The organism is Pseudomonas arvensis, assembly GCF_056688935.1.
In genome coordinates, this window is the sequence record NZ_CP162038.1 from 3,393,354 (window position 1) to 3,417,138 (window position 23,785).

Here is a 23,785-nt window from a genome sequence, read left to right on the forward strand (position 1 = left end):
AATCCAGTAAAAGGCCATCGCCCTCTTCATCGTCATCAGGAAATTTTCTATGCCCAGTGCCGCACATGTCAGCCCCGACGAGATCCGCAAGGGCTTTTCCAAGGCCATGTCCGATATGTACCGGGACGAAGTCCCCTTGTATGGGGCGCTGATGGAACTGGTGGCCGAGACCAACGGCCGCGTGCTCGACAGCCAGCCAGGCCTGGCGCAACAGCTGCAACGCACCGGCGAAATCCAGCGCCTGGACATGGAGCGCCACGGCGCCATCCGCCTGGGCACGGCGGCCGAACTGGCCACGATCAGCCGCCTGTTTGCGGTGATGGGCATGCAGCCGGTGGGCTACTACGACCTCACGCCAGCCGGCGTGCCGGTGCACTCCACGGCGTTTCGCGCGGTGCACGAACACGCGCTGCAAGCCAGCCCGTTTCGCGTGTTCACTTCACTGCTGCGCCTGGAGCTGATTGAGAACCCCGAGCTACGCGCCTTCGCCGAAAGCGCACTGGCCAAACGTTCGATCTTCACCACCGGCGTCTTGGCGTTGATCGAACAGGCGCAAACACAAGGCGGCCTCAACGCCGCCCAAGCCGACGAATTTATCCGCCAGGCCCTGGAAACCTTCCGCTGGCACCACACCGCTACCGTCACCGCCGCGCAATACCAGCAACTCAGCGACCAGCACCGCCTGATCGCCGACGTGGTGGCTTTCAAGGGCCCGCACATCAACCACCTCACCCCACGCACCCTGGACATCGACCAGGTGCAGGCCGCCATGCCCGGCAAGGGCATCACCCCCAAGGCCGTGATCGAAGGCCCACCGCGCCGCCAGTGCCCGATCCTGCTGCGCCAGACCAGCTTCAAGGCCCTCGACGAAGCCATCGCCTTTACCGACGCCCAAGGCAGTCACAGCGCGCGCTTCGGTGAAATCGAACAACGCGGCGTTGCCCTCACGCCCAAGGGCCGTGCCCTCTACGACCAGTTGCTGAACGCCGCCCGCGACGAGTTGGGCGCGTTCCCCAACGAATCCAACGCCGCTCACTACATGCAATTGATGGAACAGCACTTCCAGGCCTTCCCGGACAACCACGACCAGATGCGCGAACAAGGCCTGGCGTACTTCCGCTACTTCGCCACGCCAAAAGGCCTGGCAGCACGCGGCCACGCCGATCAACCACGCACACTGCAAGCGCTGATCGCCGCCGGTCATGTGGATGTGGAGCCGTTGGTGTATGAGGATTTTCTGCCGGTGAGTGCGGCGGGGATATTTCAATCGAACCTGGGGGATGCCGCGCAGAGCCACTACGCAGCCCAATCAAACCAGGCGCAATTCGAGGAGGCCTTGGGGCGCAGGACTATTGATGAATTGCAGTTGTACGGCGAGACGCAGCAGCGGTCGATGGATGCATGCACCCAGGCATTGCTGGCGTAAACCACGGTGGGAGCGAGCTTGCTCGCTCCCCCACGACGCTCGGTCTGGGCTTAACCCAATCGCTGCACAATCTCGTCTTTGATCAACAGACGTTTCTTCTTCAGCAGCTCCACCTCCCTGTCGTCGGCCTTGCTCGACTCCGCCTCCAGCACATGCTCGTCGGCAGCTGCATATTGCGTGAGCAGCGAGTCCAGACGTTTATCACTCGCCCTGCGTTCGTGAACGACTTCCTTGCTCAAACCCAGATCCTGATACAGGTCGTGTTTCACTGGCATGACGTACCTCCGCAAGTTGATCAATGGCCTACATACCAGACGCTAGCCCATTCCGGCAGGTCTTGTCATGTTTGCGCTCAATACATCCCCGTTCGTCGCGGCAACGGCAATGGGATCAAACCTTCGCCACGCACTGCCCTCCACTGTAGATCGTCACTTGAGGGAGACCGGTTTCATGACTCATGCCGCAACCACTGTCGACACCCTATGCATCAACACCCTGCGCACCCTGGCGATGGACGCCGTGCAGAAGGCCAACTCCGGCCACCCAGGCACGCCCATGGGCCTGGCGCCGGTGGGATACACCCTGTGGAGCCGGTTTTTACGCTATCACCCCGAGCATCCCGACTGGCCCAACCGCGACCGGTTTGTGTTGTCGGTGGGGCATGCGTCGATGCTGTTGTATTCGCTGCTGCACCTGGCCGGTGTGGTGGAGATTGATGCCCATGGCCAGCGCACCGGGCAGCCGGCAATCAGCCTGGACGATATCAAGCAGTTCCGTCAGGCCGACTCCAAGACCCCAGGCCATCCGGAATACCGCATGACCACCGGCGTGGAAACCACCACCGGCCCCCTCGGCCAGGGGTGCGCCAACAGTGTGGGCATGGCCATGGCCGAACGCTGGCTGGCTGAGCGTTTCAACCGCGACGATCAGGTGGTGTTCGACTACAACGTCTACACCCTGTGCGGCGACGGCGACATGATGGAGGGCATCAGCAGCGAAGCGGCGTCGATGGCCGGGCATTTGAAGCTGGATAACCTTTGCTGGATCTACGACAACAACACCATCAGCATTGAAGGCCACACCGAACTGGCGTTCAGCGAAGACGTGATCAAGCGCTTCCAGGCCTATGGCTGGCACACCTTGCACGTCACCGACGCCAATGACTTGCAGGCACTGAGCGCGGCCCTGGAGACCTTCCAGGCGAACACTGGCGCGCCGACCCTGATCGTGGTCGACAGCGTGATCGGCTACGGCTCGCCCCACAAGCACAACACCGCCGCCGCCCATGGCGAGCCGTTGGGTGACGAGGAAATCCGCCTGACCAAGGCCGCGTATGGCTGGCCGCAGGATTCCAGTTTCCTGGTGCCGGATGAGGCGCGCACGCTGTTGCGGGATGCGCTGCACGCCCGCGCCGAACCGTTGTTCCAGCAGTGGAACCAGACCCTGTCGCGTCTCGACCCGCAACTGGCCGATGAACTGCAGCGGATGCGCGCCGGGGAGATGCCCGAGCACTGGCAGGCTGACCTGCCGGGTTTTTCCGCCGATGCCAAGGGCGTCGCCAGCCGGGCGGCGGGCGGCGAAGTGCTGAATGCCTTCGCCCAGCAAATCCCCTGGCTGCTCGGTGGCTCGGCGGACTTGTCACCGTCGACCAAGACCAACCTGACCTTCGACGGCGCCGGGCGTTTCAGCGCCGATGACTACAGCGGGCGCAACCTGCATTTCGGTATTCGCGAACACGCCATGGGCGCCATCGCCAATGGCATGGCATTGTCGTACCTGCGCCCGTACACCTCGACCTTCCTGGTGTTCAGCGACTACATGAAACCGCCGATCCGCCTGGCGGCAATCATGGAACTGCCGGTGGTGTTTGTGTTTACCCACGACTCCATCGGCGTGGGTGAGGATGGGCCGACGCACCAGCCCATCGAACACCTGACGCAGTTGCGGGCCACGCCGGGGTTGCTGACCCTGCGACCGGGCGATGCCAATGAAACCCTGGAGCTATGGAAAGTTGCCCTGGCGCAAACCCACCGGCCAAGCTGTGTGGTGCTGTCGCGCCAGCCGCTGCCGACGCTGGATCGCACGCACTATGCCTCGGCCTGCGGAGCCGCCAAAGGCGCTTATGTGCTGGCGGGGGCGGATGAACCCCAGGTGATCCTGATCGGCACGGGCAGTGAAGTCAGCCTTGCAGTAGCCGCTTATGAGCAACTCAAGAAGGACGGGATTGCCGCGCAGGTGGTCTCGATGCCGAGCTGGGAGTTGTTCGAAGAACAGGACCAGGCCTATCGCGACAGCGTGTTGCCGCCAGCGCTGAAAGCGCGGGTAGTGGTGGAACAGGCCGGGCCTTTGGGGTGGGACCGTTATGTCGGCCAGACCGGCGCCAAGGTGGTGATGAACAGCTTCGGGGCGTCGGCGCCGTTGGCCAAGTTGCAGGAGAAGTTTGGGTTTACGGTTGAGCATGTGGTGAACCAGGCCAAGCAACAAATCGACCTGGCCGGCCACTGATCACCCTGTGGGAGGGGGCTTGCCCCCGATGGCGATGGGTCTGAGTACATATCCGTTGTTTAGGTAACGACCACCTACGGTTCCGCTCTTACAGCGGCTCACTTTTGGAAGAGCCCAAAAGTAAGCATGGACTTGCTCCCTCAAAACGTACGCCATAAAGCGAGCGTTAAGCAGTTTGCTTCAGTTGCTTTGCGTAGTCATTAGGTGAGCTGTATCCCAGCGCCGAGTGCAGCCGTGTCGGGTTGTAAAAACCATGGATGTAGCTCGCGATAGATGCGTGAGCCTGTGCTTTGCTGGGATACACACCGGTAGCTTCTTCCTTCTTGAGTGTGGCAAAAAAGCTCTCTGCTACAGCGTTATCCCAGCAGTTGCCCTTACGGCTCATGCTTTGCACAAACCCCCTGTCCAAGATCATGCTGCGAAAACCGCTGCCCGTGTATTGCCGACCTCTATCAGAGTGAAAAATTACACCCTGATCAACTGGTGTATTCGTCCAGGCGTTCAAAAAAGCCTGCTGCACCAGACCCTCAGGCATCCGTTCCGACAGGCTGTAACCGAGTACCTGGCGTGTTTGGATGCTCAGCACCACGGCCAAATATAGCCACCCCTGACGCGTCGAAATATAGGTGATATCGCCCACCCACGCGGGAGTTGGGCTTGTCACAGAAAAACGTCGTTTCAACACGTTGTCGGAAATTGGCTGGATATACCGATTATCCATCGAGTGTTTGAACCGAGCCTTGATTTTCCCTCGCAACATTTCTTCTCGCATCAACCGGGCCACTCGCTTATGCCCAACTGAAAAAGATCGGTTATGAAGTGCCTTGACCATCCGCGGGCGCCCATAAGTGCCGCGACTGGCATGATGAATCGCACGAATTTCCAGGCGAATTTCAGCGTCTGGATCAGGACGTTCCCGGCGTTTCAAATAGCCGTGAAAGCCCGACACCGAGACTTCCATCACTCGACATAACAACCTGACTGGAAAGCGAGTCCGTTCACGGGCGACGAAGGCGTATCTCAGTTGGACTCTCTGGCAAAGAACGCCGTCGCTTTTTTTAGGATTTCTCGTTCCATTTTAAGCGTGGCATTTTCAGCTCGAAGCCGGGCCAGCTCGCTTTCCAGGTCAGAGACCGGATGCCGGGCAGGAGAACTGAGAGGACGCCCGTTGCGTGCGGCGTCCAGCCAATTACCTAAGGTTTTGACCGAGATATCTAACTGTCGAGCTGCTTCTCCTCGACCAATGCTTTCAGCGAGTGTCACTGCCTGAGCTTTGAAGTCGTCGGTGTAACTGCGGCGGGTTTGCTGTGACATAGGTGCCTCCAAGGTTGCGATTAAAATATCGCTTCTTGGCGTCCGCTGCGAGGGAACAAGTCCAGCAAAAGGCTCTCGCCCCACCACTCGGTGCCTCGCCTAGGCTCGGCATGCCCGAACGCAGGCTTTGGAGCGTGGTTAACGGGGCGACCCGAGATCAAAAGCAAGAACGCGGCGGCCTTAGAGCCGACCGGTATTTCATGCCAGTGACCATTCAAAATGTGGGGGGGGCACTACCTCTTCGACGTAGCGCTGTCGCGCAACAAACTGGGGGGCGCCTACAAAATCTCAGTTTTAGAGGTGATTTTTAACTCTTTAAAATCAGTAAGTTATTTTATTTTTGATAAGAGCTTGCTCCCGTTGGACTGCGCAGCAGTCCCATTCTTGGGGCCGCTTCACGCCCAGCGGGAGCAAGCTCCCTCGCCACAGGTACGGTGTTCGTCCTTAACTGACTGGCATTGGGGCTTGCCCCCGATGGCCATAGCTATCTACACAACTCTCAAAGGCTTATACATAACTCTGTGGTGAGCGGGCTTGTCCCGCGCTGGACTGCGCAGCAGCCCCAAAACCAGGCAACTTGGTTTTTCTGAAAAAACGCGGTGGCTTTGATGGGGCTGCTTCGCAGCCCAGCGCGGGACAAGCCCGCTCACCACAACAGCCCATTTGCCATAGATTCAGCATCCACGGGAAGTTGTGTAGGTACCTATGCCCCGATAGCGGTTAGGTCAACTCGCGGGCGAGGAACGGCGCGGTCCGGCTCTTCTTGCTCTTGGCAACTTTTTGCGGCGTGCCGCTGGCAACGACTTGCCCGCCCAAATCCCCTGCCCCAGGCCCGATATCGATTACCCAGTCACTCTGGGCCACCACGCGCATTTCATGCTCGACCACCACCACGGTGTGCCCTGCATCCACCAAATGATTGAGCTGGCTGAGCAGGCGATCCACATCCCGTGGATGCAGCCCGGTCGTTGGCTCATCCAACACATACAAGGTCGCGCCACGGGCATTGCGTTGCAGCTCGGTGGCCAATTTGATGCGCTGCGCCTCACCACCGGACAGTTCGGTGGCCGGTTGGCCCAGCCTCAGGTAACCCAGTCCGATATCCCGCAGCACCTGCAACGAGCGCAACACCCCTGGCTGCTCGGCAAAGACCTCGACGGCCTGCTCGACGGTCAAACCCAGTACCTGAGCGATGCTCAGGCCTTGCCATTTGATCGCCAAGGTCTCGGGGTTGTAGCGTGCGCCGTGGCAGGTCGGGCACGGTGCGTACACGCTGGGCATAAACAGCAACTCGACGCTGACAAAACCTTCGCCCTCGCAGTTCGGGCAACGGCCTTTGGCAACATTGAAGGAGAACTGACCCGCATCGTACTGGCGCTTCTTGGCTGCCGGCGTGGCGGCGAACAGTTTGCGCACGTTGTCGAACAGCCCGGTGTAGGTCGCGAGATTCGAGCGCGGCGTACGGCCAATGGGTTTCTGATCCACCTGCACCAGGCGGCGGATCTGCTCCAGCCCGGCGCTGATCTGCCCGCCACTGGTGTGCGGCGTGTCATCTTCCAGGCTCGGTTCTTCGTCGTTTTCCACCACGCGCCCGAGGCCACTGCCTACCAATTCCAAGAGCGCCTGGCTGACCAGGCTGGACTTGCCCGATCCGGAAATACCGGTCACCGAGGTGAAGCAACCCAAGGGAAAATCCACGCTCAGGTCGTTGAGGTTATTGCGCGTCACGCCTTCCAATTTCAACCAGCCGTTGGGTTCGCGGCGAGCTGGATCTACCGCGCGCCGCTCGACAAACAAATACTCACGGGTCTGGGACGCCTGCACATCCGCCAACCCCGCAGGCGGCCCGCTGTACAGCACATGCCCGCCATGCTCACCGGCAGCCGGGCCGACGTCGATCAGCCAGTCGGCGCGGCGCATGGTTTCCAGGTCATGTTCCACCACAAACAGTGAATTGCCTGCGGCCTTCAGGCGCTCAAGCGCGCTGAACAACGCCTCGCCATCCGCCGGATGCAAGCCCGCCGAGGGCTCATCCAGCACATAGATCACCCCAAACAACTGCGAGCCCAATTGGGTGGCCAGGCGCAGACGCTGCAACTCCCCGGACGACAAGGTCGGCGTGCTGCGCTCCAGGGACAGATAACCCAAGCCCAGTTCGATCAAGGTGCTGACCCGCTCCAGCAGGTCCTGGGCGATACGCTGGGCGGCCAGGCGTTTCTCCACCGACAGCTTCATCGTGTCCTGCCCCGCCGCCACCGGCCGCAGCAGGTCGGCCAACTGCGCCAACGACAACTGGGATAACTCGCCAATATCCACCCCGGCAAACTTCACTGACAGCGCCGCCTGGGTCAGCCGTTTGCCTTCACACAAAGGGCAGGCGCTGCCCTGCATGAACTGCGACACGCGCTTTTTCATCAGTGCGCTTTGGGTGTGGCTGAAGGTGTGCAGGATGTAGCGCCGTGCGCCACTGAACGTGCCCTGGTAACTGGGCTCCAGCTTGCGTTTAAGCGCCTCGCGGGTTTGCTCCGGGGTGAACCCGGCATACACCGGCACAGTGGGGGTTTCTTCAGTGAAGAGGATCCAGTCGCGCTGTTTTTTCGGCAGGTCGCGCCATGGGATATCCACGTCATAGCCCAGGGTCACCAGGATGTCGCGCAGGTTCTGGCCCTGCCACGCCAGCGGCCAGGACGCCACCGCACGCTGGCGGATGGTCAACGCAGGATCGGGCACCATCAGCGCCTCGGTCACTTCGTAGACACGGCCCAGGCCATGGCATTGCGGGCACGCGCCCTGGGGCAGGTTCGGCGAAAAATCCTCGGCATACAGCATCGCTTGCCCCGCCGGGTAGCTGCCGGCGCGGGAGTAAAGCATGCGGATCAGGCTCGACAAGGTGGTGACGCTGCCCACCGAAGACCGCGCACTCGGCGTGCCGCGCTGCTGTTGCAGGGCCACGGCGGGTGGCAGGCCTTCGATGCTGTCTACGTCGGGCACGCCGACCTGGTCGATCAGGCGCCGCGCATAGGGCGCCACCGACTCAAAGTAGCGCCGCTGGGCCTCGGCATACACCGTGGAAAATGCCAGGGACGACTTGCCCGAACCGGACACGCCGGTAAACACCACCAGGGCATCCCGGGGAATGTCCACGTCGACGTTTTGCAGGTTGTGCTCGCGGGCGCCGCGCACCCTGACAAAGCCTGGGCGCTGGGCAGTGATCGCAGGGATGTTGCGCTGTGAAGTCATGGTCAACCTTATCGTGCGGTGAGCACGCTGCGCACCCGTAGCGTCAGGGCTTCGGGGCTGTAGGGCTTGCTCAGCAGATGAATGTCGGGGCTCAGCAGATGGTTGCTGGAGAGGATGTCGCGGGTGTGGCCGGAGGTGAACAGCACCGGCACTGGAGGGGTTTGTGCGCGGGCCCACGCGGCCAGGTCGGTGCTTTTAACGCGACCGGGCATGACCACGTCGGTAAAAATCAGCTCGGGTTGCAGGCCGGTTTTAAGCTTCAACATGGCCTGGTCGCCATCCTCGGCGGTGATGACCGTATAGCCCGATTGTTCGAGCACATCCACCACGGTCAGGCGCACGCCTTCGTTGTCTTCGACCACCAGGATGGTTTCCTGGCCGCCGACCGATTCGACCGGCTCGACTGACGCCTCAAGGCATTCCTCGCCCAGGCAGCGCGGGAAGTACAACTGCACCACGGTGCCCTGGCCTTCTTCGCTGCGGACGTCGACATGTCCACCGCTTTGGCGCACAAAGCCGAACACCATGCTCAAGCCCAGGCCGGTGCCGTGGCCGTCGCGCTTGGTGGTGAAGAACGGCTCGAACACCTTGGCCTGGATCGCCGGCGGCATGCCCACGCCGGTATCGGTGACCGCCAGGCGCACATATTCGCCGGGGCTGATGCTTTTACCGATGCAATCGCCAGGGTTAAGGATGATGTTTTCGCCACTGATGCGGATCACGCCCTCGCCTTTCATGGCATCGCGGGCATTGATCGCCAGGTTGAGCAGCGCATTTTCCAACTGGTTGCGGTCGACGTTGATGTGCCAGGAATCCTGGGGCAATTGCACATCGATATGAATGGTTTCACCCAGCGCACGCTGCAACAGTTCGCCAAGGCCAGCATAGATGCGTTGCGGGTTGTACACCGCCGGCGACAACGGCTGGCGCCGGGCAAAGGCCAGCAACTGCGCCGACAATTTGGCCCCGCGCTCCACCGCCGCAATGGCCGCGCTGACGCGGCGCTGCACCTGGGCGTTGTCCGGCTCATGGCGGGCCAGCAAGTGCAGGTTGCCGGCGATCACTTGCAGCAGGTTATTGAAGTCGTGGGCCACGCCGCCGGTGAGGCCGCCGATGGCTTCGAGCTTTTGCGATTGGCGCAACTGGTCCTCGGCAGCGGAGCGGGCCTGCACTTCAGCGGCCACCCGTTGTTCGAGGTTATGGGTAAGTTCCTGGCGCACCTGTTCAGACTTCACCAGTTCGGTGGTCTCGACCACAATCGCCAGCACCCCGGCCGGCTGCTGGTTATCGCCGGCGACGGGGCTGTAATACAAATCCAGCCACACCGTTTCCGGCTGGCCATTGCGCAGCAGCACCAGGTCTTTGTTATTGAACGACAGAGTGCCGCCGGCCAGGCAGGTGTCCACCACGTGGCGGTTGAAGTCGGCCACTTCCGGCCAGCCCAGCTCCACTGGCGTGCCCAGCAGGTAAGGGTGCCGGCCACCGGCAAACGCCGAATAGCTGTCGTTGTAGATCATGTAACCGGCCCGCCCCCACAACATCACCATGGGTACCGGCGACGCGAGCATCATCTGCACGGTGCAGGCCAGGCTGGTGGACCACTGGTCAATGGGGCCAAGGTCGGTGGTCGACCAATCGAACGTACGAATACGCTGGGCCATTTCACCGGCCCAACCGTCACAGCCATGGGGGTTGGATAGAAATTGCATGGTTCGGCTCAGTGCAGAAGAGAGGACAGTCGCCATTTTTGGAGCTTACACGGCGCAGATGGTTTCATCTGGTATAAATTTGGGAGCACCTCAGTGAAAATCCCGGCTGCGCACGTGCATGCCGTCCAGCAATGACGTGAGGTCGGTGAGACGCCCGGCAATCAGGTGCCGCACTTCGCCGACCGCTTCCCAGCGCCCGTCCACCTTGAGCAGCCGTGACCCCACCAGCGCCTGGCGCTGACGTTCGGCCAGGTCGCGCCAGACCACCACATTGAGGTTGCCGAACTCGTCCTCCAGGGTCACAAAGGTCACACCGCTGGCGGTACCTGGGCGCTGCCGCCCCGTGACCAACCCCGCGACACTCACATTGCGCCCATGCTCCACCGCCATCAGCTCGCGGGAACTGCGACAACGCCGCTGGCGCAATTCCTCGCGCAACAACGCCAGCGGATGTGGGCCGAGGGTGGTACCGACGGTGGCGTAATCGGCCTGCACGTCTTCGCCGACCGTCGGCGCGGGCAACGCGACCACGGCTTCGTCGGGGCTGGGCAGCCCGGCGAACAGCCCCAACTGTTTGTGCACCCCCGCCACGTCCCAGCGCGCCTGGTGCCGGTTGCCGGCCAGGGCGCGCAAGGCGCCGGCGTCGGCCAGCAAGGCCTGGGCGCGGGCATCCAACCCGGCGCGCTCGTCCAGGTCGGCAATATCGCTGAACTGTTGGCGTTGGCGCGCAGCCTCGATGCGTCGCCCATCCTCCTCACGAAACCCCGCGATCATGCGCAAGCCCATGCGGATCGCCGGTTGCTGGCCGTCGATGGGTTCCAGGCTGCAATCCCAGTCGCTGGCCTGCACATCCACCGGGCGAATCTGCAAGCGATGGCGCCGTGCGTCCTGCAGGATCTGGTCCGGGCTGTAGAACCCCATGGGCCAACTGTTGATCAGCGCACAGGCAAATGCCGCGGGCTCGTGGCATTTGAGCCAGCAACTGGCGTAGGTCAGCAAGGCGAAACTGGCCGCGTGGGACTCGGGAAAGCCATAGCTGCCAAAACCCTTGATCTGCTCGAAAATCTGCGCGGCAAACTCTTCGGTGTAGCCGTTTTTCAGCATGCCGGTGCGCAGGCGCGCCTGATGCGGCTCCAGGCCGCCGTGACGTTTCCACGCGGCCATGGAACGGCGCAGTTGATCGGCCTCGCCAGGACCGTAGTCGGCGGCGACCATGGCGATCTGCATCACTTGCTCCTGGAACAATGGAATGCCCAAGGTGCGCTCCAGCACCGTTTTCAATTCCGGCGATGGATAAGTGGTGGGCTCTTCCTTGTTACGCCGTCGTAGATACGGATGCACCATGCCGCCCTGGATCGGCCCAGGCCGGACGATAGCGACCTCGATCACCAGATCATAAAAAGTCTGCGGCTTGAGCCGGGGCAACATCGACATCTGCGCCCGCGACTCGATCTGGAACACGCCGATGGTGTCGGCCTTGCTGATCATCGCGTAGGTGGCCGGGTCTTCCTTGGGGATCGTTGCCAGCGCCAGGTCGAGGTTGCGATGGCGGCGCAGCAGATCGAAGCAGCGGCGGAGCGCACTGAGCATGCCCAAGGCGAGGATATCCACCTTGAGCAGGCCCACGGCATCCAGATCGTCCTTGTCCCATTGAATGATGGTGCGCTCGGCCATGGCCGCGTTTTCCACCGGCACCAGGGTGTCCAGCGGGTATTCGGAAATCACGAAACCGCCAGGGTGCTGGGACAGGTGCCGGGGAAAGCCGATCAGTTGCCGGGTGAGCGTGAGCACCCGGCGCAGGATCGGGCTGTCCGGGTCGAAGCCGCCTTCACGCAGGCGCTCCAGCGGCGGCGCATCGTCACTCCAGCGCCCGCAGCAGTCGGCCAGCGCGTTGATCTGGTCCGGCGGCAACCCGAGGGCCTTGGCCACATCGCGCACTGCGCCGGCGGCGTGGTAGCTGCTGACCACCGCCGTCAGCGCCGCACGGGTGCGGCCATAGCGCTGGAACACGTACTGCAGCACTTCTTCGCGGCGTTCGTGTTCGAAGTCCACGTCGATATCCGGCGGCTCGTTGCGTTCGCGGGACAGGAAGCGCTCGAACAACATATTCGTCAGGCTCGGGTTGATCTCGGTGATGCCCAAGGCAAAACACACCGCCGAGTTGGCCGCCGAGCCACGGCCCTGGCACAGGATCGAGCGGCTGCGGGCGAAACGCACAATGTCATGCACGGTGAGGAAGTAGCTTTCGTAGCCCAGCTCGCTGATCAGTTCCAGTTCGTTGTTGATCTGCTGCAAGGTCTTGGCGTCGATACCGTGAGGCCAGCGCAGGGCGATGCCTTCTTCGGTAACGGCGCGCAGCCAGGATTTGGCGTCATGCCCTGCGGGCACCAGCTCTCGCGGGTAGTGATAACGCAACTGGCCGAGGTCGAAGGTGCAGCGGCGGGCGATGGCCAGGGTTTCATCAAGCAAGGCTTGGGGGTACAGCGCACTCAGGGCCTCAAGACTGCGCAGATGCCGCTCGCCATTGGGGTGCAGGCGCGTGCCGGCTTCGGCCACCGGGACGTGATGGCGGATGGCGGTCATGGTGTCTTGCAGGGCACGGCGGCCGCGCGCATGCATATGCACATCGCCGCAGGCCACTGCCGGGATATCCAGGCTGGCGGCCAGGCGCAGGCGCTGCTCCAGATAGCGCGCATCGTCCTGGCCGCAATGCAGGTGCACCGCCAGCCACAGGCGCTCGGCGAAGGTGCGGCGCAGCCATTGGATCGAGGCCTGGGTGTCGCTGTCGTCGGCGACCCAGAGCGCCAGCAGGCCATTGAGGGGTTGATCGAAGTCCTCGTGCAGCAGGCGATAGTGGCCTTTTTCGGCACGCCGTCGCGCCAGGGTGATCAAGCGGCATAGTTGCTGGTAGCCGCTGAGGTTTTCCACCAGCAGCACCAGTTTCGGGCCGTTTTCGATGCGCACTTCGCTGCCGATAATCAGCGGTAACTCCACCGCCTTCGCCGCCTGCCAGGCCCGCACGATGCCCGACAAGGTGCATTCATCGGTGATCGCCAACGCGCTGTAGCCCTGGCGTTTGGCCCGCTCGAACAACTCCAGCGCACTGGACGCGCCGCGCTGAAAACTGAAGTTGGACAGGCAATGCAGCTCGGCGTAGCTCATGCAAACCAGCCTTGCAGCCACAAGCCATCGCCCTGCCCCACGCTGCGATAGGCCCAGCCACGCTGGCCGGCGCGGGTCTGGATCAGGTAATAGTCGCGGCGGATATCGGCGCCGTCCCACCAGCCGGACTCGATACGTTCCGGGCCCATCAGGATCTGCACGCCCTGCTCGGCCAGCAAGGTGGGTGCGCTGAGCAGCCAGCCGGGGCGTTGCGCCTTGTTCAAGGTCGGGCATGGGCGACTGTCAGCGGTGGCTTGCCAGGCGCACTCGGGGCGGTGGTCGGCATGAAAACGCAGGCCTTGCACGGCCTCATCCCCCAAGCGTGCGCGCAGGCGTTCGCGCAGTTGCTCCCAGGGCAGGGTCTGTTGCGGGCGGTCGTCAAAAAGGTCCTGGCGCTGCGGCACAAACACCGGCAGGTCCTGGGCCACCAGGCGAAAGCCGCGCACCGGTGCGCTGACTTGCACCTGCTCCAGGCGCCCACGGGCCAGTTCGAACAGCATCGCCGGTTCGCGCTCGGCGCTGAGCAGGCCGACCTTGATCACGCTGTCGGGGATCTGGGCGTGTTCCAGGTGCAGGTCGAAACGCTGCACACCACTGTCGCGTCCGCAGAGGAAGGCGGATAGATCACCGGTCAAGCGTCGCAGCGGGAACAGCAGCGCCTGGTGGGACTGCACGTCGAAATTCAATTCGATGCGCGCATCGAACTGGTCCGGCGGCTGGTAAAACCCCAGGGCCAGCGGGCGTTGCCCCGTCAACGCATCCAGGTGTTTGAGCAGGCCGGCATCAAACCGTCGCGCCAGGGTGTGCCGGGGCAAGGCTTGCACTTGGGCCAGGGTACGCAGGCCCATGCGTGACAAGGCGATAGCGGCCTGAGGTTCAAGGCCGGCGCGGTCGATGGGCAGCGGTGCCAGGGCCTGCATCAACGCCTCATCGTCGATGGCCATGCCATCGTAGATATTGGCCAGCACCCGCGCCGCCGCCGGGTTGGGCGCGGCGACGATGCGGTGACGAAAGCCCAGTTCGGTCAACTCCTTGCGCAAGCGCGCTTCAAACTGCGGCCAGGGCCCGAACAGGCCCAGGCTCGATTCGATCTCGAACAGCAACGCACGCGGGTAATGCACACTGACCTGGGAGCTGAAGCGATAGGCCCAGGCTGCCAGGAACTGCTGCCAGCGTTCGATTTCCACGGGGTCGTATTCGGCGCTGGCAAAGGTCTTGGCCAGGGCATGGGCCGCCGTCAGGGAAAGGCCCGGACGCAGGCCCAAGGCGCGGGCAGCCTCGTTGACGGTTTGCAGCACGCGCCGCTGCGGCGTACCGGCCAGCAGTGCGAGGGGTTGGTCGGGCTCGGGGTGCACACGCTGCACCCCGTCCAGCGCCAATTGCGGGAAGACAATACACACCCAGCGCATGGCAACCTCAATGCCCGGCCAGCGCAATCGGCGCCGGATGGGCCAAGCCGCCACGGCACTTGATCACCCGCACTTGCGCGGGTTTTGCCTCGACCGCCAGACGCAGGGCCGCAGGTGATGCGTTGATCGCCTCACTCAAGGCGCGCCAGGCAAACGCCAGGGTCTGGCCGGTTTCCGCCGCCACCTGCAAGCGCCGCAACGCCCGGTCATCGGCCTTGCGCGGCCAGCACAGCACCGCGCCGCAACTGCCGGAGCGCAGGCACTGCTCCACGGCCCACAGCGCATCGCGCTCCTCGGCCTGGATCACCGAGAGCTGACGCACATCCACGCCGGCGTTCTGCCACGCGTGGGGATACGGCGTGTAGGGCGGCGCCACCAGCACAATCCGCTCCCCCGCTTTTGACAAGCGTGCCAGGGTCGGCAGCACCAGTTGCAGTTCGCCGATGCCCTCCTTGGCCATAAGGATTTCACTCAAGGCCGATTCCGGCCAGCCGCCGCTGGGCAGCACCGCATCCAGCGCAGCCAGCCCGGTGGGATGAACACTGGCCGCAGGCGCGACCGGCCGGCCCTTCCAGACGCGACCGCCATTGAACAGCGCATCCAGGGCAACGACGGCACCCATCAGCCTTGCCTCACCAGGCCGCAGAACACCCCTTCGATGGCCAGGTCCTGGTCAGGGCCCACCACGATGGGTTGATACGCGGGGTTGCGCGGCAGCAGGCGCACGCGGTCGCCACTGCGTTCGAAACGCTTGATGGTGACTTCGCCATCCAGGCGCGCCACCACGATCTGCCCGTTCAACGCCTCGGCACTGCGGCGTACGCCGACCAGGTCGCCGTCGAGGATACCGTCTTCGATCATCGAATCGCCCTGCACGCGCAGCAGGTAATCGGGGGTTTTCGCGAAGGTGCCGGGGTCGAGTTGCAGGCGGCTGTGCACTTCTGCATCGGCGCCGATGGGCAGGCCGGCGGCGACTCGGCCGAGCACGGGCACGTCCAGCCATTCTGGGCGCGCGGGTTGGTTGAGCAGGCGGATACCGCGCGCCTGGTTGGGGTTGACCTCGATGAAGCCGGCTTCGGTCAGGGCCACGACGTGTTTACGCGCGACGCTGCGGGAGGCGAAGCCGAACGCCTCGGCGATCTCGGCGAGGCTGGGGGGCTGGCCTTGTTGCGCGATGCGGTCGCGGATGAAGGTCAGGATGGCGGTGCGGCGGGGGGTCAGGGTTGTCATGGAGTACATTTGTACTCTTGTGGGAAATTTCTTACAAGAGCCGGTAGTCGGGTTGGGTTGGGTTGGGTTGGGGACATATCCGTTATTTGGGTAATGGCTGATATTGGTTCCGCCCTTACGGCGGGTCACTTTGGAAAAGAGCCCCAAAGTAACCAAAGGGCTCTTGCCCCAACACTCGGCACCTCGCCTAGGCTCGGTGTGCCCTCACTCCGGCTTGAATCCGTGGGCCGCCGCGATGGGCCATCCTTGGCCCAGCGCGGCTAACCCGGCGTCCTGCCGGGTTACCCACGGACTCAAGCCTGCGTTCGGCCAGCGTGTTTGACGGGGCGCCTGAGATCAAGATCAAAAGCGCAGATCAAAAGACCGCTGACTTCGTCAGCGAAAAGGATGTAAGAGCCAGATCAAAAGCAGATCCAAAGCAGGCTGAGATCTATCTGATATATGGAGATCGAAATGTGGGAGGGGGCTTGCCCCCGATGAGGGAGTGTCAGCTGGTGCAGCTGTGACTGATCCACAGCTATCGAGGGCAAGCCCTCTCCCACATTTTTAACCCAGTACATCTGACACAACACCGGTCGGCTCTAAGGCCGCCGCGCTCTTGCTTTTGATCGGGAATCGCCCCGTCAACCACGATGGCCGGAATCCGATATTGATTTGGGGGGTAAACCGGCAGGGATGCCGGTTTAGCCGCCCTGCGCCATGGATGGCGCGTGGCGGCGGCCCCCCAAATCAATGTCGGATTACGGGCATGCCGAGCCTAGGCGAGGCACCGAGTGGTGGGGCGAAGGCCTTTTGGTTACTTTTGGGCCTTTCCAAAAGTGACCCGCCGTAAGGGCGGAACCATAGGCAGCCGTTACCTAACCAACGGATATGTACTCAGTCAACCAACCACCCCCGCCATATGCTCCGCAATCCTCATCCTCAACCACCGCTCCGCCGGATCATTGTCATGCACCCCACTCCACACCATCGACAATTCCGCCGCATCAATCGCAAACGGCGGATCCTCCGCCCGTAACGTGGTGCCCTCGGTCAACGCACACGCCGCATAATCCGGCACGGTCGCAATGATCTGCGTCCCCGCCAACAACGCGCGCAACCCGCTGAATTGCGGTACCGCCAGCACCACCCGCCGTGCGCGGCCGATGCGGGCCAGGTCCAGGTCGATGTTGCCGCTCAGGTCCCCGGAGAACGACACCATCGCATGGGGCCGCTCGCAGTAATCATCCAGTGTCAGCGGTGCCACCCCATCATCCCCACGCAATACCTTGCACGGAATATCCCGCAGTTTCTTGCGCTTGGCATTCGCCGGCAGTTCGGTGGTGTAGCTCACTCCCACGGAAATCTCGCCGCTGGCCAGCAACGCAGACATCAGCAGGTAATTGGCACGGCGTACCACCACGATGATGCCGGGGGCTTCTTCGCGGAGCTGGCTGAGCAACGGCGGAAACAGGCCAAATTCGGCGTCGTCGGACAAACCGATGCGGAACACCGCACAGCTGGTGGAAGGGTCGAAATCCTTGGCGCGGCTGACCGCGCCGGAGATGGTGTCCATAGCCGGTTGCAGCTCCTTGAGGATCGCCAGGGCGCGTGGCGTGGGTTCCATGCCTCGTCCGTTGCGCAGCAGCAAGGGGTCGTCGAACAGGTCGCGCAACCGGCCCAACGCCGCACTCACCGCCGGTTGGCCCATGAAGAGTTTTTCGGCGACCCGGGTCAGGTTCTTCTCGAACATCAGCGCCTCGAAAATCACCAGCAGGTTCATGTCGACGCGGCGCAGGTCGTTGCGGTTCATGGCGATATCCAAACGGTTGGCAGGCTGCCAGCTAAGCACGCAAAACACTGGCTTGATTGCATGCCTGTGCTGTCTTTTCCGTGACTGCACCTGACGAAATTAACAACGATTAACTCGTCAGCCAGACGGTCCGGCAACAAGATTGACGCCATCTACACTGCACCCATTCACCGGGAACGCTCCCATCGACTGCGGATATTCGTCATGGCCCGAACCGAGCACTGCGCTCCTCGCTTATCCGCTACCGGCGGCCTATGCCCCCGGCGCGAGCGTATCGCCAAGCAATTGATCCTCGCCAACCTCGGCGAAAGCCTGGCGATTGCCGACCTGGCCCAGGCCTGCGCGTTGTCGCGCAGCCATTTTTCCCGTGCATTCAAGTGCACCACCGGGCTGTCGCCCCAGGAATGGATACGCCTGCAACGCATCCAGCGGGCCAAGGAATTAATCACGCAATCGTCCCTGAGCCTGACCCAGATCAGCCTGGAATGCGGGTTCTGCGACCAGGCGCATTTCTGCCACATGTTCACTCGCAGCGTAGGCGTCAACCCGATGACCTGGCGAAACCACCAACTGCGTCACAAGCCTCAAGAGATCGCTGCCTAGTGGTCTGCACGCACCTGGAATATGCTGGCCGCTTACTTTCTCCAGAGCATGGCCACCCATGAGTGACCCACGCGATCAGGCCGTGCACTTCGGGCCCTACCGTATCAACCCGCGCCAGCGCCTGGTGCTGGAGGCCGGTCGCCCGTTGCGCCTGGGACGGCGGGCCGTGGATATCCTGCTGATCCTGTTGGAGCAGGCCGGCAATGTGGTGAGCAAACAGGAACTGATTGCCCGGGTCTGGCCCAAAAGCGTGGTGGAAGACGGCAACCTGCGGGTGCATATGGCGGCGTTGCGCAAGGCGCTGGGTGATGGCCAGGCCGGGCAGCGCTATATCGTCACGGTGGCCCAGCGAGGCTACAGTTTTGTCGCGCCACTGAGCATCGAGCCAATGAGCCTACCCACCGAAGGCGCGCCCCAACGCCCCTGCCACAACCTGCCGCTGCGCCGCACCCGCATGCTCGGCCGCCAGGCGCTGATCGACACGTTGGTGCAGCATTTGCCCGAGCAACGCTTTATCACCCTGACCGGCGCTGGCGGCATCGGCAAGACCACCGTGGCGTTGCGCGTGGCGGAATTGTTGATCGGGCATTACCGCGACGGTATCCGGCTGCTGGACCTGGCGCCCCTCAGCGCGCCGTCGATGATCCTGCCCAACCTCGCCGCCCTGCTCGACGTGACCCATACCGAGCACGAACCGTTGGCCACCTTCGCGCGCCGCCTGCAAGAGCACCAAGTGCTGCTGGTGATCGACAACTGCGAGCACCTGCTGGACGACATCGCGCTGATCAGCGAAACCCTGCTGCGCCACGCGCCCAAACTGCACATCCTGGCCACCAGCCGCGAAGCCTTGCGCGCCGAAGGCGAGTCGGTGCAACGCCTGCAACCCCTGGCCTGCCCGCCCGCCACTGGCAACCGCGCCCAGGCATTGGGCTATCCGGCCCTGCAATTGCTGATCGAGCGCGCCATGTCCCATCAGGACAGCTTCGCACTCAGCGAAGCCGAACTGCCTCTGGCGATTGATATCTGCCAGCGCCTGGACGGCATTCCCCTGGCGATTGAATTAGTGGCAGCGCAGATCGAGCGCTTCGGCCTGCCGGGGTTGCTGGTGCAGATGGAGGACAATTTTCGCCTGCTCACCCGTGGCCGGCGCAGCGCCCTGCCCCGGCATCAAACCTTGCGCGCGACCCTGGATTGGAGCTTCGACCTGCTCACGGCGTGCGAGCAAATCTGCCTGCGCCGTCTCGCGGTGTTCCGGGGCGGTTTCAGCCTGGCCAGCGCGGCGGCGGTGATTGCCGGGGAGCAGATCGCACCGGCCGAAGTGCTCGGTTCGATCACTCAACTGGTCGCCAAATCCTTGCTCAATGTAGAGCCCGGCGATGAAGAGATGGTCTACCGTCTGCTGGATATCACCCGCACCTACGCCCTGGAAAAACTCAGTGTCGCCAACGAGCTCGACGCCACCCGTGAACGCCACGCCAACCGCTGCCTGGCGTTGATGGACCTGGCGCAGGACGATTGGGAGCTGATCGCGACCCAGTCGTGGATCGACCGCTATGCCCCGCTGCGCGAAGACATCCGGGCCGCCCTCGATTGGGGCCTGGGTGACCAGGGCGTGCACTTGCTGGGCATTCGTCTCACGGTCAGCGCCATGCCGTTGTGGCAGGAGCTGTCGCTGCTGCGCGAGCATGGCCTTTACGTGGGCAAAGCCCTGGCGCGGCTGGCGCAATCGAGTGCGCCGAGCCAGCGCTTGCACATGGCGTTGCAGCTGGCTTTCGGCAGTTTTTCCTATCATGCCCAAGGGGGGACGTCGCAGACGATCGAAGCCTTTGCCTGTGCACGGCGCCTGGCTGAAGCGGACAAAAACCTGACTGGCCAATTGCGTGCGGTGTCAGGGCAAATGGCGGTCAGCCTGTGCGGCGGCAATTACCGCGAGGCCTTGAAGCAAAGCCTGCATTTCGATCAATTGGGGCCACACGCCGCACCGCTGCTGGACCTCAGCGCCCAGCGCCTGAGAGTGCTGGCGCAGCACTTCGCCGGCCACCAGGCACTGGCGCAGCACAATGCCGAGCAGGTGATCCAGCGCATGGCCCAGAGCGGCCATCTCAATCGGTTTACCCATGGTTTTGGCGTGCAGTACGACCAGAGCGTGGCGTCGCTGACCATCCTCGCGCGTATCCTGTGGCTGCGTGGTTTTCCCGAACAGGCATGGCGCACCGCAAGCCAGGCACTGGCGCTGGCGTTGCAGATCAACCACGGCACGTCGATCTGCTACACCCTGGCCCTGGCCGGCGTGGTGATCGCCCAGTACAACGGCGACACCGTTGTGGCCCGCGATCAGCTGGACCTGCTGTTGCAGCAGGCGCAAAAACACTCGGTGCCGTTGTTCCACGCCTGGGCGCAGTGCTACGAGGGCACGATGCAGATTGCCGAAGTGCAGGGGCTGGGGTTGGTCGAGGACATCCTGGTGACCTTCAATGCCATCGCGGTGAATGACACCCTGTTCGAGCGCGCCAGAAGCGGTGCGGCCGGCTGGTGCACCCCGGAGATTCTGCGCGTGCGCGCCCAACACATGGCCGATGCACAGGCAGCCGAAACCTTGCTGCTTGAAGCCCTGGGCCTGGCGCACCAGCAAGGCGCGCTGGCTTGGGAATTGCGGTGCGCGGACAGCCTGGCGCGGCTGTGGCGCACCCAAGGCCGTGTGCAGGCCGCCCGCGACCTGCTGGGTGGCGTCTATGCGCGGTTTACCGAAGGCTTCGCTACCCAGGATCTAATCCGCGTACGCCGCCTGCTCGACGAGTTGCAAGACAAACGGCCGGCCTGAAAACGGCCCCAGGTAATGCCCATAACCCTGTTGCAAACGCGCCACCTGCTGCGGGTCGCGCAGGAGTGCCAAGGCATAACTGCGCACACTGTTGAGCAGGCGATAGCGCGGGTATCCGGGGCCGGGTTCAAGGTTCAGCAGCGAGGTGTCGACCAGCCGCGTCAGCAAGTAAGTCAGGTCGGCATGCTCCAGTTCTGTGCCGGCCACCAGCTCACTCAAGGTGGGCAAGGTCACCGCCATCTTGAACAGGCTCATTTGCAGAAACAGCCAGCGTTCCGGCAGGCAGAGGCGCTGGTAGGTCCAATCCAGCGCGGCGCTCAGGGATTGGTGGCGCTCCACCGCCGTACGACGGCCCCGCGTGAGGACCTGCAAGCCCCGGCACACTTGCATCTGCACACCGCGCACACCTAGGGCATGCACTTGGGCAGCGGCCAGTTCTAGGGCCAGGGGAATACCGTCGAGGCGCCGGCAGATATCCCGCAACGGAGCCAGGTCAGGGTCTCGCAATACAAAGCCCTGTTGACCGGCGCACGCCCGCGCGACGAACAGTTGCACAGCGGGAAACGCCATTGCCTGCTCGACACTGCCCAGTGCCGACGGGGCCGGCACACCCAGTTGGGGCACACTCTGCACCCATTCGCCGGGGGCCTTCAAGACTTCACGACTGCTGACCAGCACGCTGATCTGGGGCGCGTTTTCGTGCAGCACACGCAGCAGATGTCGACAGGCGCCAAGCAGCAGGTCGGCGCCATCGAGTACCAGCAGCAATTGCCGGGAAACCAGTTGGCGGCACAGCTCAGTGGCGCTGCCGCTGGGTTCCAGGTGCAATGCCGTGGCCAGGTGGCGCAGCATCATCAACGGCGACTCGACGGTGGCCAGGTCGACCCACCACACCCCGTCGCGGTAGCGCGGCAATACACGCTCGGCCAGGGCCAGGGCCAAGGTACTTTTGCCCACGCCGGCGCACCCGGTGAGGGTCATCAGGCGCTGTCCGGACAAACGCCGCACCAGCACGCCCAGCAGTTCATCCCGCCCCATCACCGGGCTGAGCCGCGCAGCCAGGTTATGCCGGGGCAGCACCGCCGCAGCCACACCCTGCACGGGCGCGGCAAAGCAATAGCCGCGCTGGGGGTCATTGAGGATGAAGCGTTGCCCGTCGAGGGCACGGCGCAGCGCGGCGATGTGTACCCGCAGATTGTTCTCTTCCACCACGCTGTGCGGCCAGACCCGCTCGATCAGAATGGCCTTGCTGACAAACTGCCCAGGCGCCTCCAGCAGCACCGCGAGGATATCCAGCGCACGCCCGCCCAACGGCACCGGCCAACCCGCCTTGCTCACCAGCCGCTGCTGCCGGTGAAAGGCATAGGCACCGAAGCGCACCGTGCTATCCGCGTCCATCGCCTGAGGGTCGTTCATGTCTGCAATCGCGCTGAAACACCCGGTCTTGGGCGTTCGCGCATCCTTTTCCGTGGGCTCGACGCTATTCTTGCCAGCTACCCATGACAGGACAATGCTGGCACAGGGAGCGATACGGACAATCGGGTGTGCGAGACGGACATCCTGTCGTTAACTGAACTGCTGTCGGTATTGGGTAGGGTTGAGGCCGAGTTTTTCACTGAATAAAAAGCGCATGTGCCGCACGCTGCCGAAGCCTGCGTGAAACGCCACAGTCTTGAGCGGCAGGTCGGTGGTTTCCAGCAATTGCCGGGCACGGTCGATGCGCGCCCCTTGCAGGAAGGCCATGGGCGTCATCTGCACGTCCTTGGCAAACAGCCGGGCAAAGTGGCGCGCACTCATGCCGGCCAACGCGGCCATGGACTCGATGGTGAATGGCTGCTCCAAGTGTGCAAGCACGTGGTTCTGCACGCGGGTGATCGCAGTTTCCTGAGGCGCCACGGCGGCCGTCATCGGGCTGAACTGCGCCTGGCCGCCCTGGCGTTTCATCACCACCAGCAGCACCTTGGCCACCTCCACGGCCACCTGCTTGCCATGGTCCTGGGCAACGATGGACAGCGCCAGGTCGATACCGGCCGTGACCCCGCCCGAGGTAATCAACCGCCCGTCCTGCAGGTAGATGCGGTCGGTCTCGACGATGGCCTTGGGGAACGCTTTGATCAGTCGCTCGGTGTAGTGCCAGTGGGTGGTCACGCGGTGCTCGTCCAGCAACCCGGCGTGGCCCAGCACAAAGGCGCCAGTGCAGATCGAGCCGAAGCGCCGTGCCCGGGGCGCCGCCGCCTTGAGCCAGGGCAGCAGCGCCGGATGGCATTCGTTATAGGCACCGGGGCCGCCGGGCACCAGCAAGAGGTCATAGGCGCCGTTTGCGTGTTCCAGCAACAGGTCGGTCTGCACCACCACGCCATTGGATGCACGCAACGGGCCGGGTTCGGTGCCAATGGTAAGGATCTGATAATGCGCCGCCGCCGGCAGGTAGCGGTTGGCGATGGAAAACACTTCGAGCGGCCCGGCCATGTCGAGCAGGAGGAAGTCCGGGAACAGCGCCATGGCCACGGTTTTCATACAAGAAGGATCCATCGAGGGGAAGAAAGCGGGAGGCATTATGGCATGCCTTTGACT

Annotated in this window: 16 protein-coding genes; 4 read left to right on the plus strand and 12 right to left on the minus strand. The window is 63.2% G+C overall.

The genetic code is table 11. The annotated features are described in order from the left end of the window. The first annotated feature begins 49 nt into the window (after positions 1 to 49). Positions 50 to 1,426 (plus strand): 2-oxoadipate dioxygenase/decarboxylase HglS, encoded by a 1,377-nt coding sequence (gene hglS / locus AB3G88_RS15025; RefSeq protein ID WP_480450451.1) that lies wholly within the window; start codon positions 50 to 52, stop codon positions 1,424 to 1,426. 50 nt (positions 1,427 to 1,476) lie between these two features. Here hglS and AB3G88_RS15030 read toward each other — a convergent pair whose 3' ends face one another. Continuing rightward, entirely contained in the window at positions 1,477 to 1,701 is a 225-nt protein-coding gene (locus AB3G88_RS15030) for a DUF465 domain-containing protein (RefSeq protein ID WP_480450453.1), read from the minus strand. A gap of 175 nt (positions 1,702 to 1,876) precedes the next feature. Between AB3G88_RS15030 and tkt the strand changes: the two genes are divergently transcribed. Next, a complete protein-coding gene (tkt, locus tag AB3G88_RS15035) occupies positions 1,877 to 3,931 on the plus strand; it encodes a transketolase (protein ID WP_480450455.1) in 2,055 nt (684 codons plus the stop codon). A 166-nt stretch (positions 3,932 to 4,097) separates the two neighbouring features. Here tkt and AB3G88_RS15040 read toward each other — a convergent pair whose 3' ends face one another. The 9 genes from AB3G88_RS15040 to AB3G88_RS15080 all read right to left on the minus strand — a co-directional run bounded on the left by AB3G88_RS15040 (position 4,098) and on the right by AB3G88_RS15080 (position 17,787). Then, positions 4,098 to 4,955 carry an IS3 family transposase gene (locus AB3G88_RS15040; protein WP_218573960.1) on the minus strand — a complete coding sequence of 286 codons (858 nt, stop codon included), beginning with the start codon at positions 4,953 to 4,955 and terminating at the stop codon, positions 4,098 to 4,100. Then, positions 4,952 to 5,245: a transposase gene (locus tag AB3G88_RS15045; protein ID WP_064452164.1), complete on the minus strand. Its 294-nt coding sequence runs from the start codon at positions 5,243 to 5,245 to the stop codon at positions 4,952 to 4,954. The genes AB3G88_RS15040 and AB3G88_RS15045 overlap by 4 nt, the downstream gene beginning before the upstream one ends. 720 nt (positions 5,246 to 5,965) lie before the next feature. Continuing rightward, on the minus strand, positions 5,966 to 8,485 hold the full coding sequence (gene uvrA / locus AB3G88_RS15050; RefSeq protein ID WP_480450457.1) for an excinuclease ABC subunit UvrA: 2,520 nt from the start codon (positions 8,483 to 8,485) through the stop codon (positions 5,966 to 5,968). Positions 8,486 to 8,493: 8 nt separating this feature from the next. Further along, the gene (locus AB3G88_RS15055; protein ID WP_191946255.1) at positions 8,494 to 10,194 is read right to left on the minus strand and encodes an ATP-binding protein; all 1,701 of its coding nucleotides are present in this window, start codon (positions 10,192 to 10,194) and stop codon (positions 8,494 to 8,496) included. A gap of 90 nt (positions 10,195 to 10,284) precedes the next feature. Further along, positions 10,285 to 13,356, minus strand: coding sequence for an error-prone DNA polymerase (locus AB3G88_RS15060; protein ID WP_480450460.1), 3,072 nt, complete (start codon positions 13,354 to 13,356; stop codon positions 10,285 to 10,287). Next, positions 13,353 to 14,765 (minus strand): Y-family DNA polymerase, encoded by a 1,413-nt coding sequence (locus AB3G88_RS15065; RefSeq protein WP_099583176.1) that lies wholly within the window; start codon positions 14,763 to 14,765, stop codon positions 13,353 to 13,355. The genes AB3G88_RS15060 and AB3G88_RS15065 overlap by 4 nt, the downstream gene beginning before the upstream one ends. 7 nt (positions 14,766 to 14,772) lie before the next feature. After that, positions 14,773 to 15,387, minus strand: coding sequence for a translesion DNA synthesis-associated protein ImuA (gene imuA, locus AB3G88_RS15070; protein ID WP_099583175.1), 615 nt, complete (start codon positions 15,385 to 15,387; stop codon positions 14,773 to 14,775). Then, the gene (gene lexA / locus AB3G88_RS15075; RefSeq protein ID WP_158878492.1) at positions 15,387 to 16,004 is read right to left on the minus strand and encodes a transcriptional repressor LexA; all 618 of its coding nucleotides are present in this window, start codon (positions 16,002 to 16,004) and stop codon (positions 15,387 to 15,389) included. The genes imuA and lexA overlap by 1 nt, the downstream gene beginning before the upstream one ends. 871 nt (positions 16,005 to 16,875) lie before the next feature. Next, a complete protein-coding gene (locus AB3G88_RS15080) occupies positions 16,876 to 17,787 on the minus strand; it encodes a LysR family transcriptional regulator (protein ID WP_191946257.1) in 912 nt (303 codons plus the stop codon). A gap of 204 nt (positions 17,788 to 17,991) precedes the next feature. On the opposite strand from AB3G88_RS15080, the gene AB3G88_RS15085 reads away from it, so the two are divergent. Together AB3G88_RS15085 and AB3G88_RS15090 are read left to right on the plus strand one after the other, a co-directional pair. Then, a complete protein-coding gene (locus AB3G88_RS15085) occupies positions 17,992 to 18,390 on the plus strand; it encodes a helix-turn-helix domain-containing protein (protein WP_099586840.1) in 399 nt (132 codons plus the stop codon). A gap of 58 nt (positions 18,391 to 18,448) precedes the next feature. Then, on the plus strand, positions 18,449 to 21,211 hold the full coding sequence (locus AB3G88_RS15090; RefSeq protein ID WP_480450464.1) for an ATP-binding protein: 2,763 nt from the start codon (positions 18,449 to 18,451) through the stop codon (positions 21,209 to 21,211). Here AB3G88_RS15090 and AB3G88_RS15095 read toward each other — a convergent pair. Together AB3G88_RS15095 and AB3G88_RS15100 are read right to left on the minus strand one after the other, a co-directional pair. Next, entirely contained in the window at positions 21,158 to 22,627 is a 1,470-nt protein-coding gene (locus AB3G88_RS15095; protein ID WP_480450466.1) for an ATP-binding protein, read from the minus strand. The two genes, AB3G88_RS15090 and AB3G88_RS15095, sit on opposite strands and share 54 nt — an antisense overlap. A 150-nt stretch (positions 22,628 to 22,777) precedes the next feature. After that, the gene (locus tag AB3G88_RS15100; RefSeq protein ID WP_112195733.1) at positions 22,778 to 23,728 is read right to left on the minus strand and encodes a GlxA family transcriptional regulator; all 951 of its coding nucleotides are present in this window, start codon (positions 23,726 to 23,728) and stop codon (positions 22,778 to 22,780) included. Positions 23,729 to 23,785: the final 57 nt, after the last annotated feature.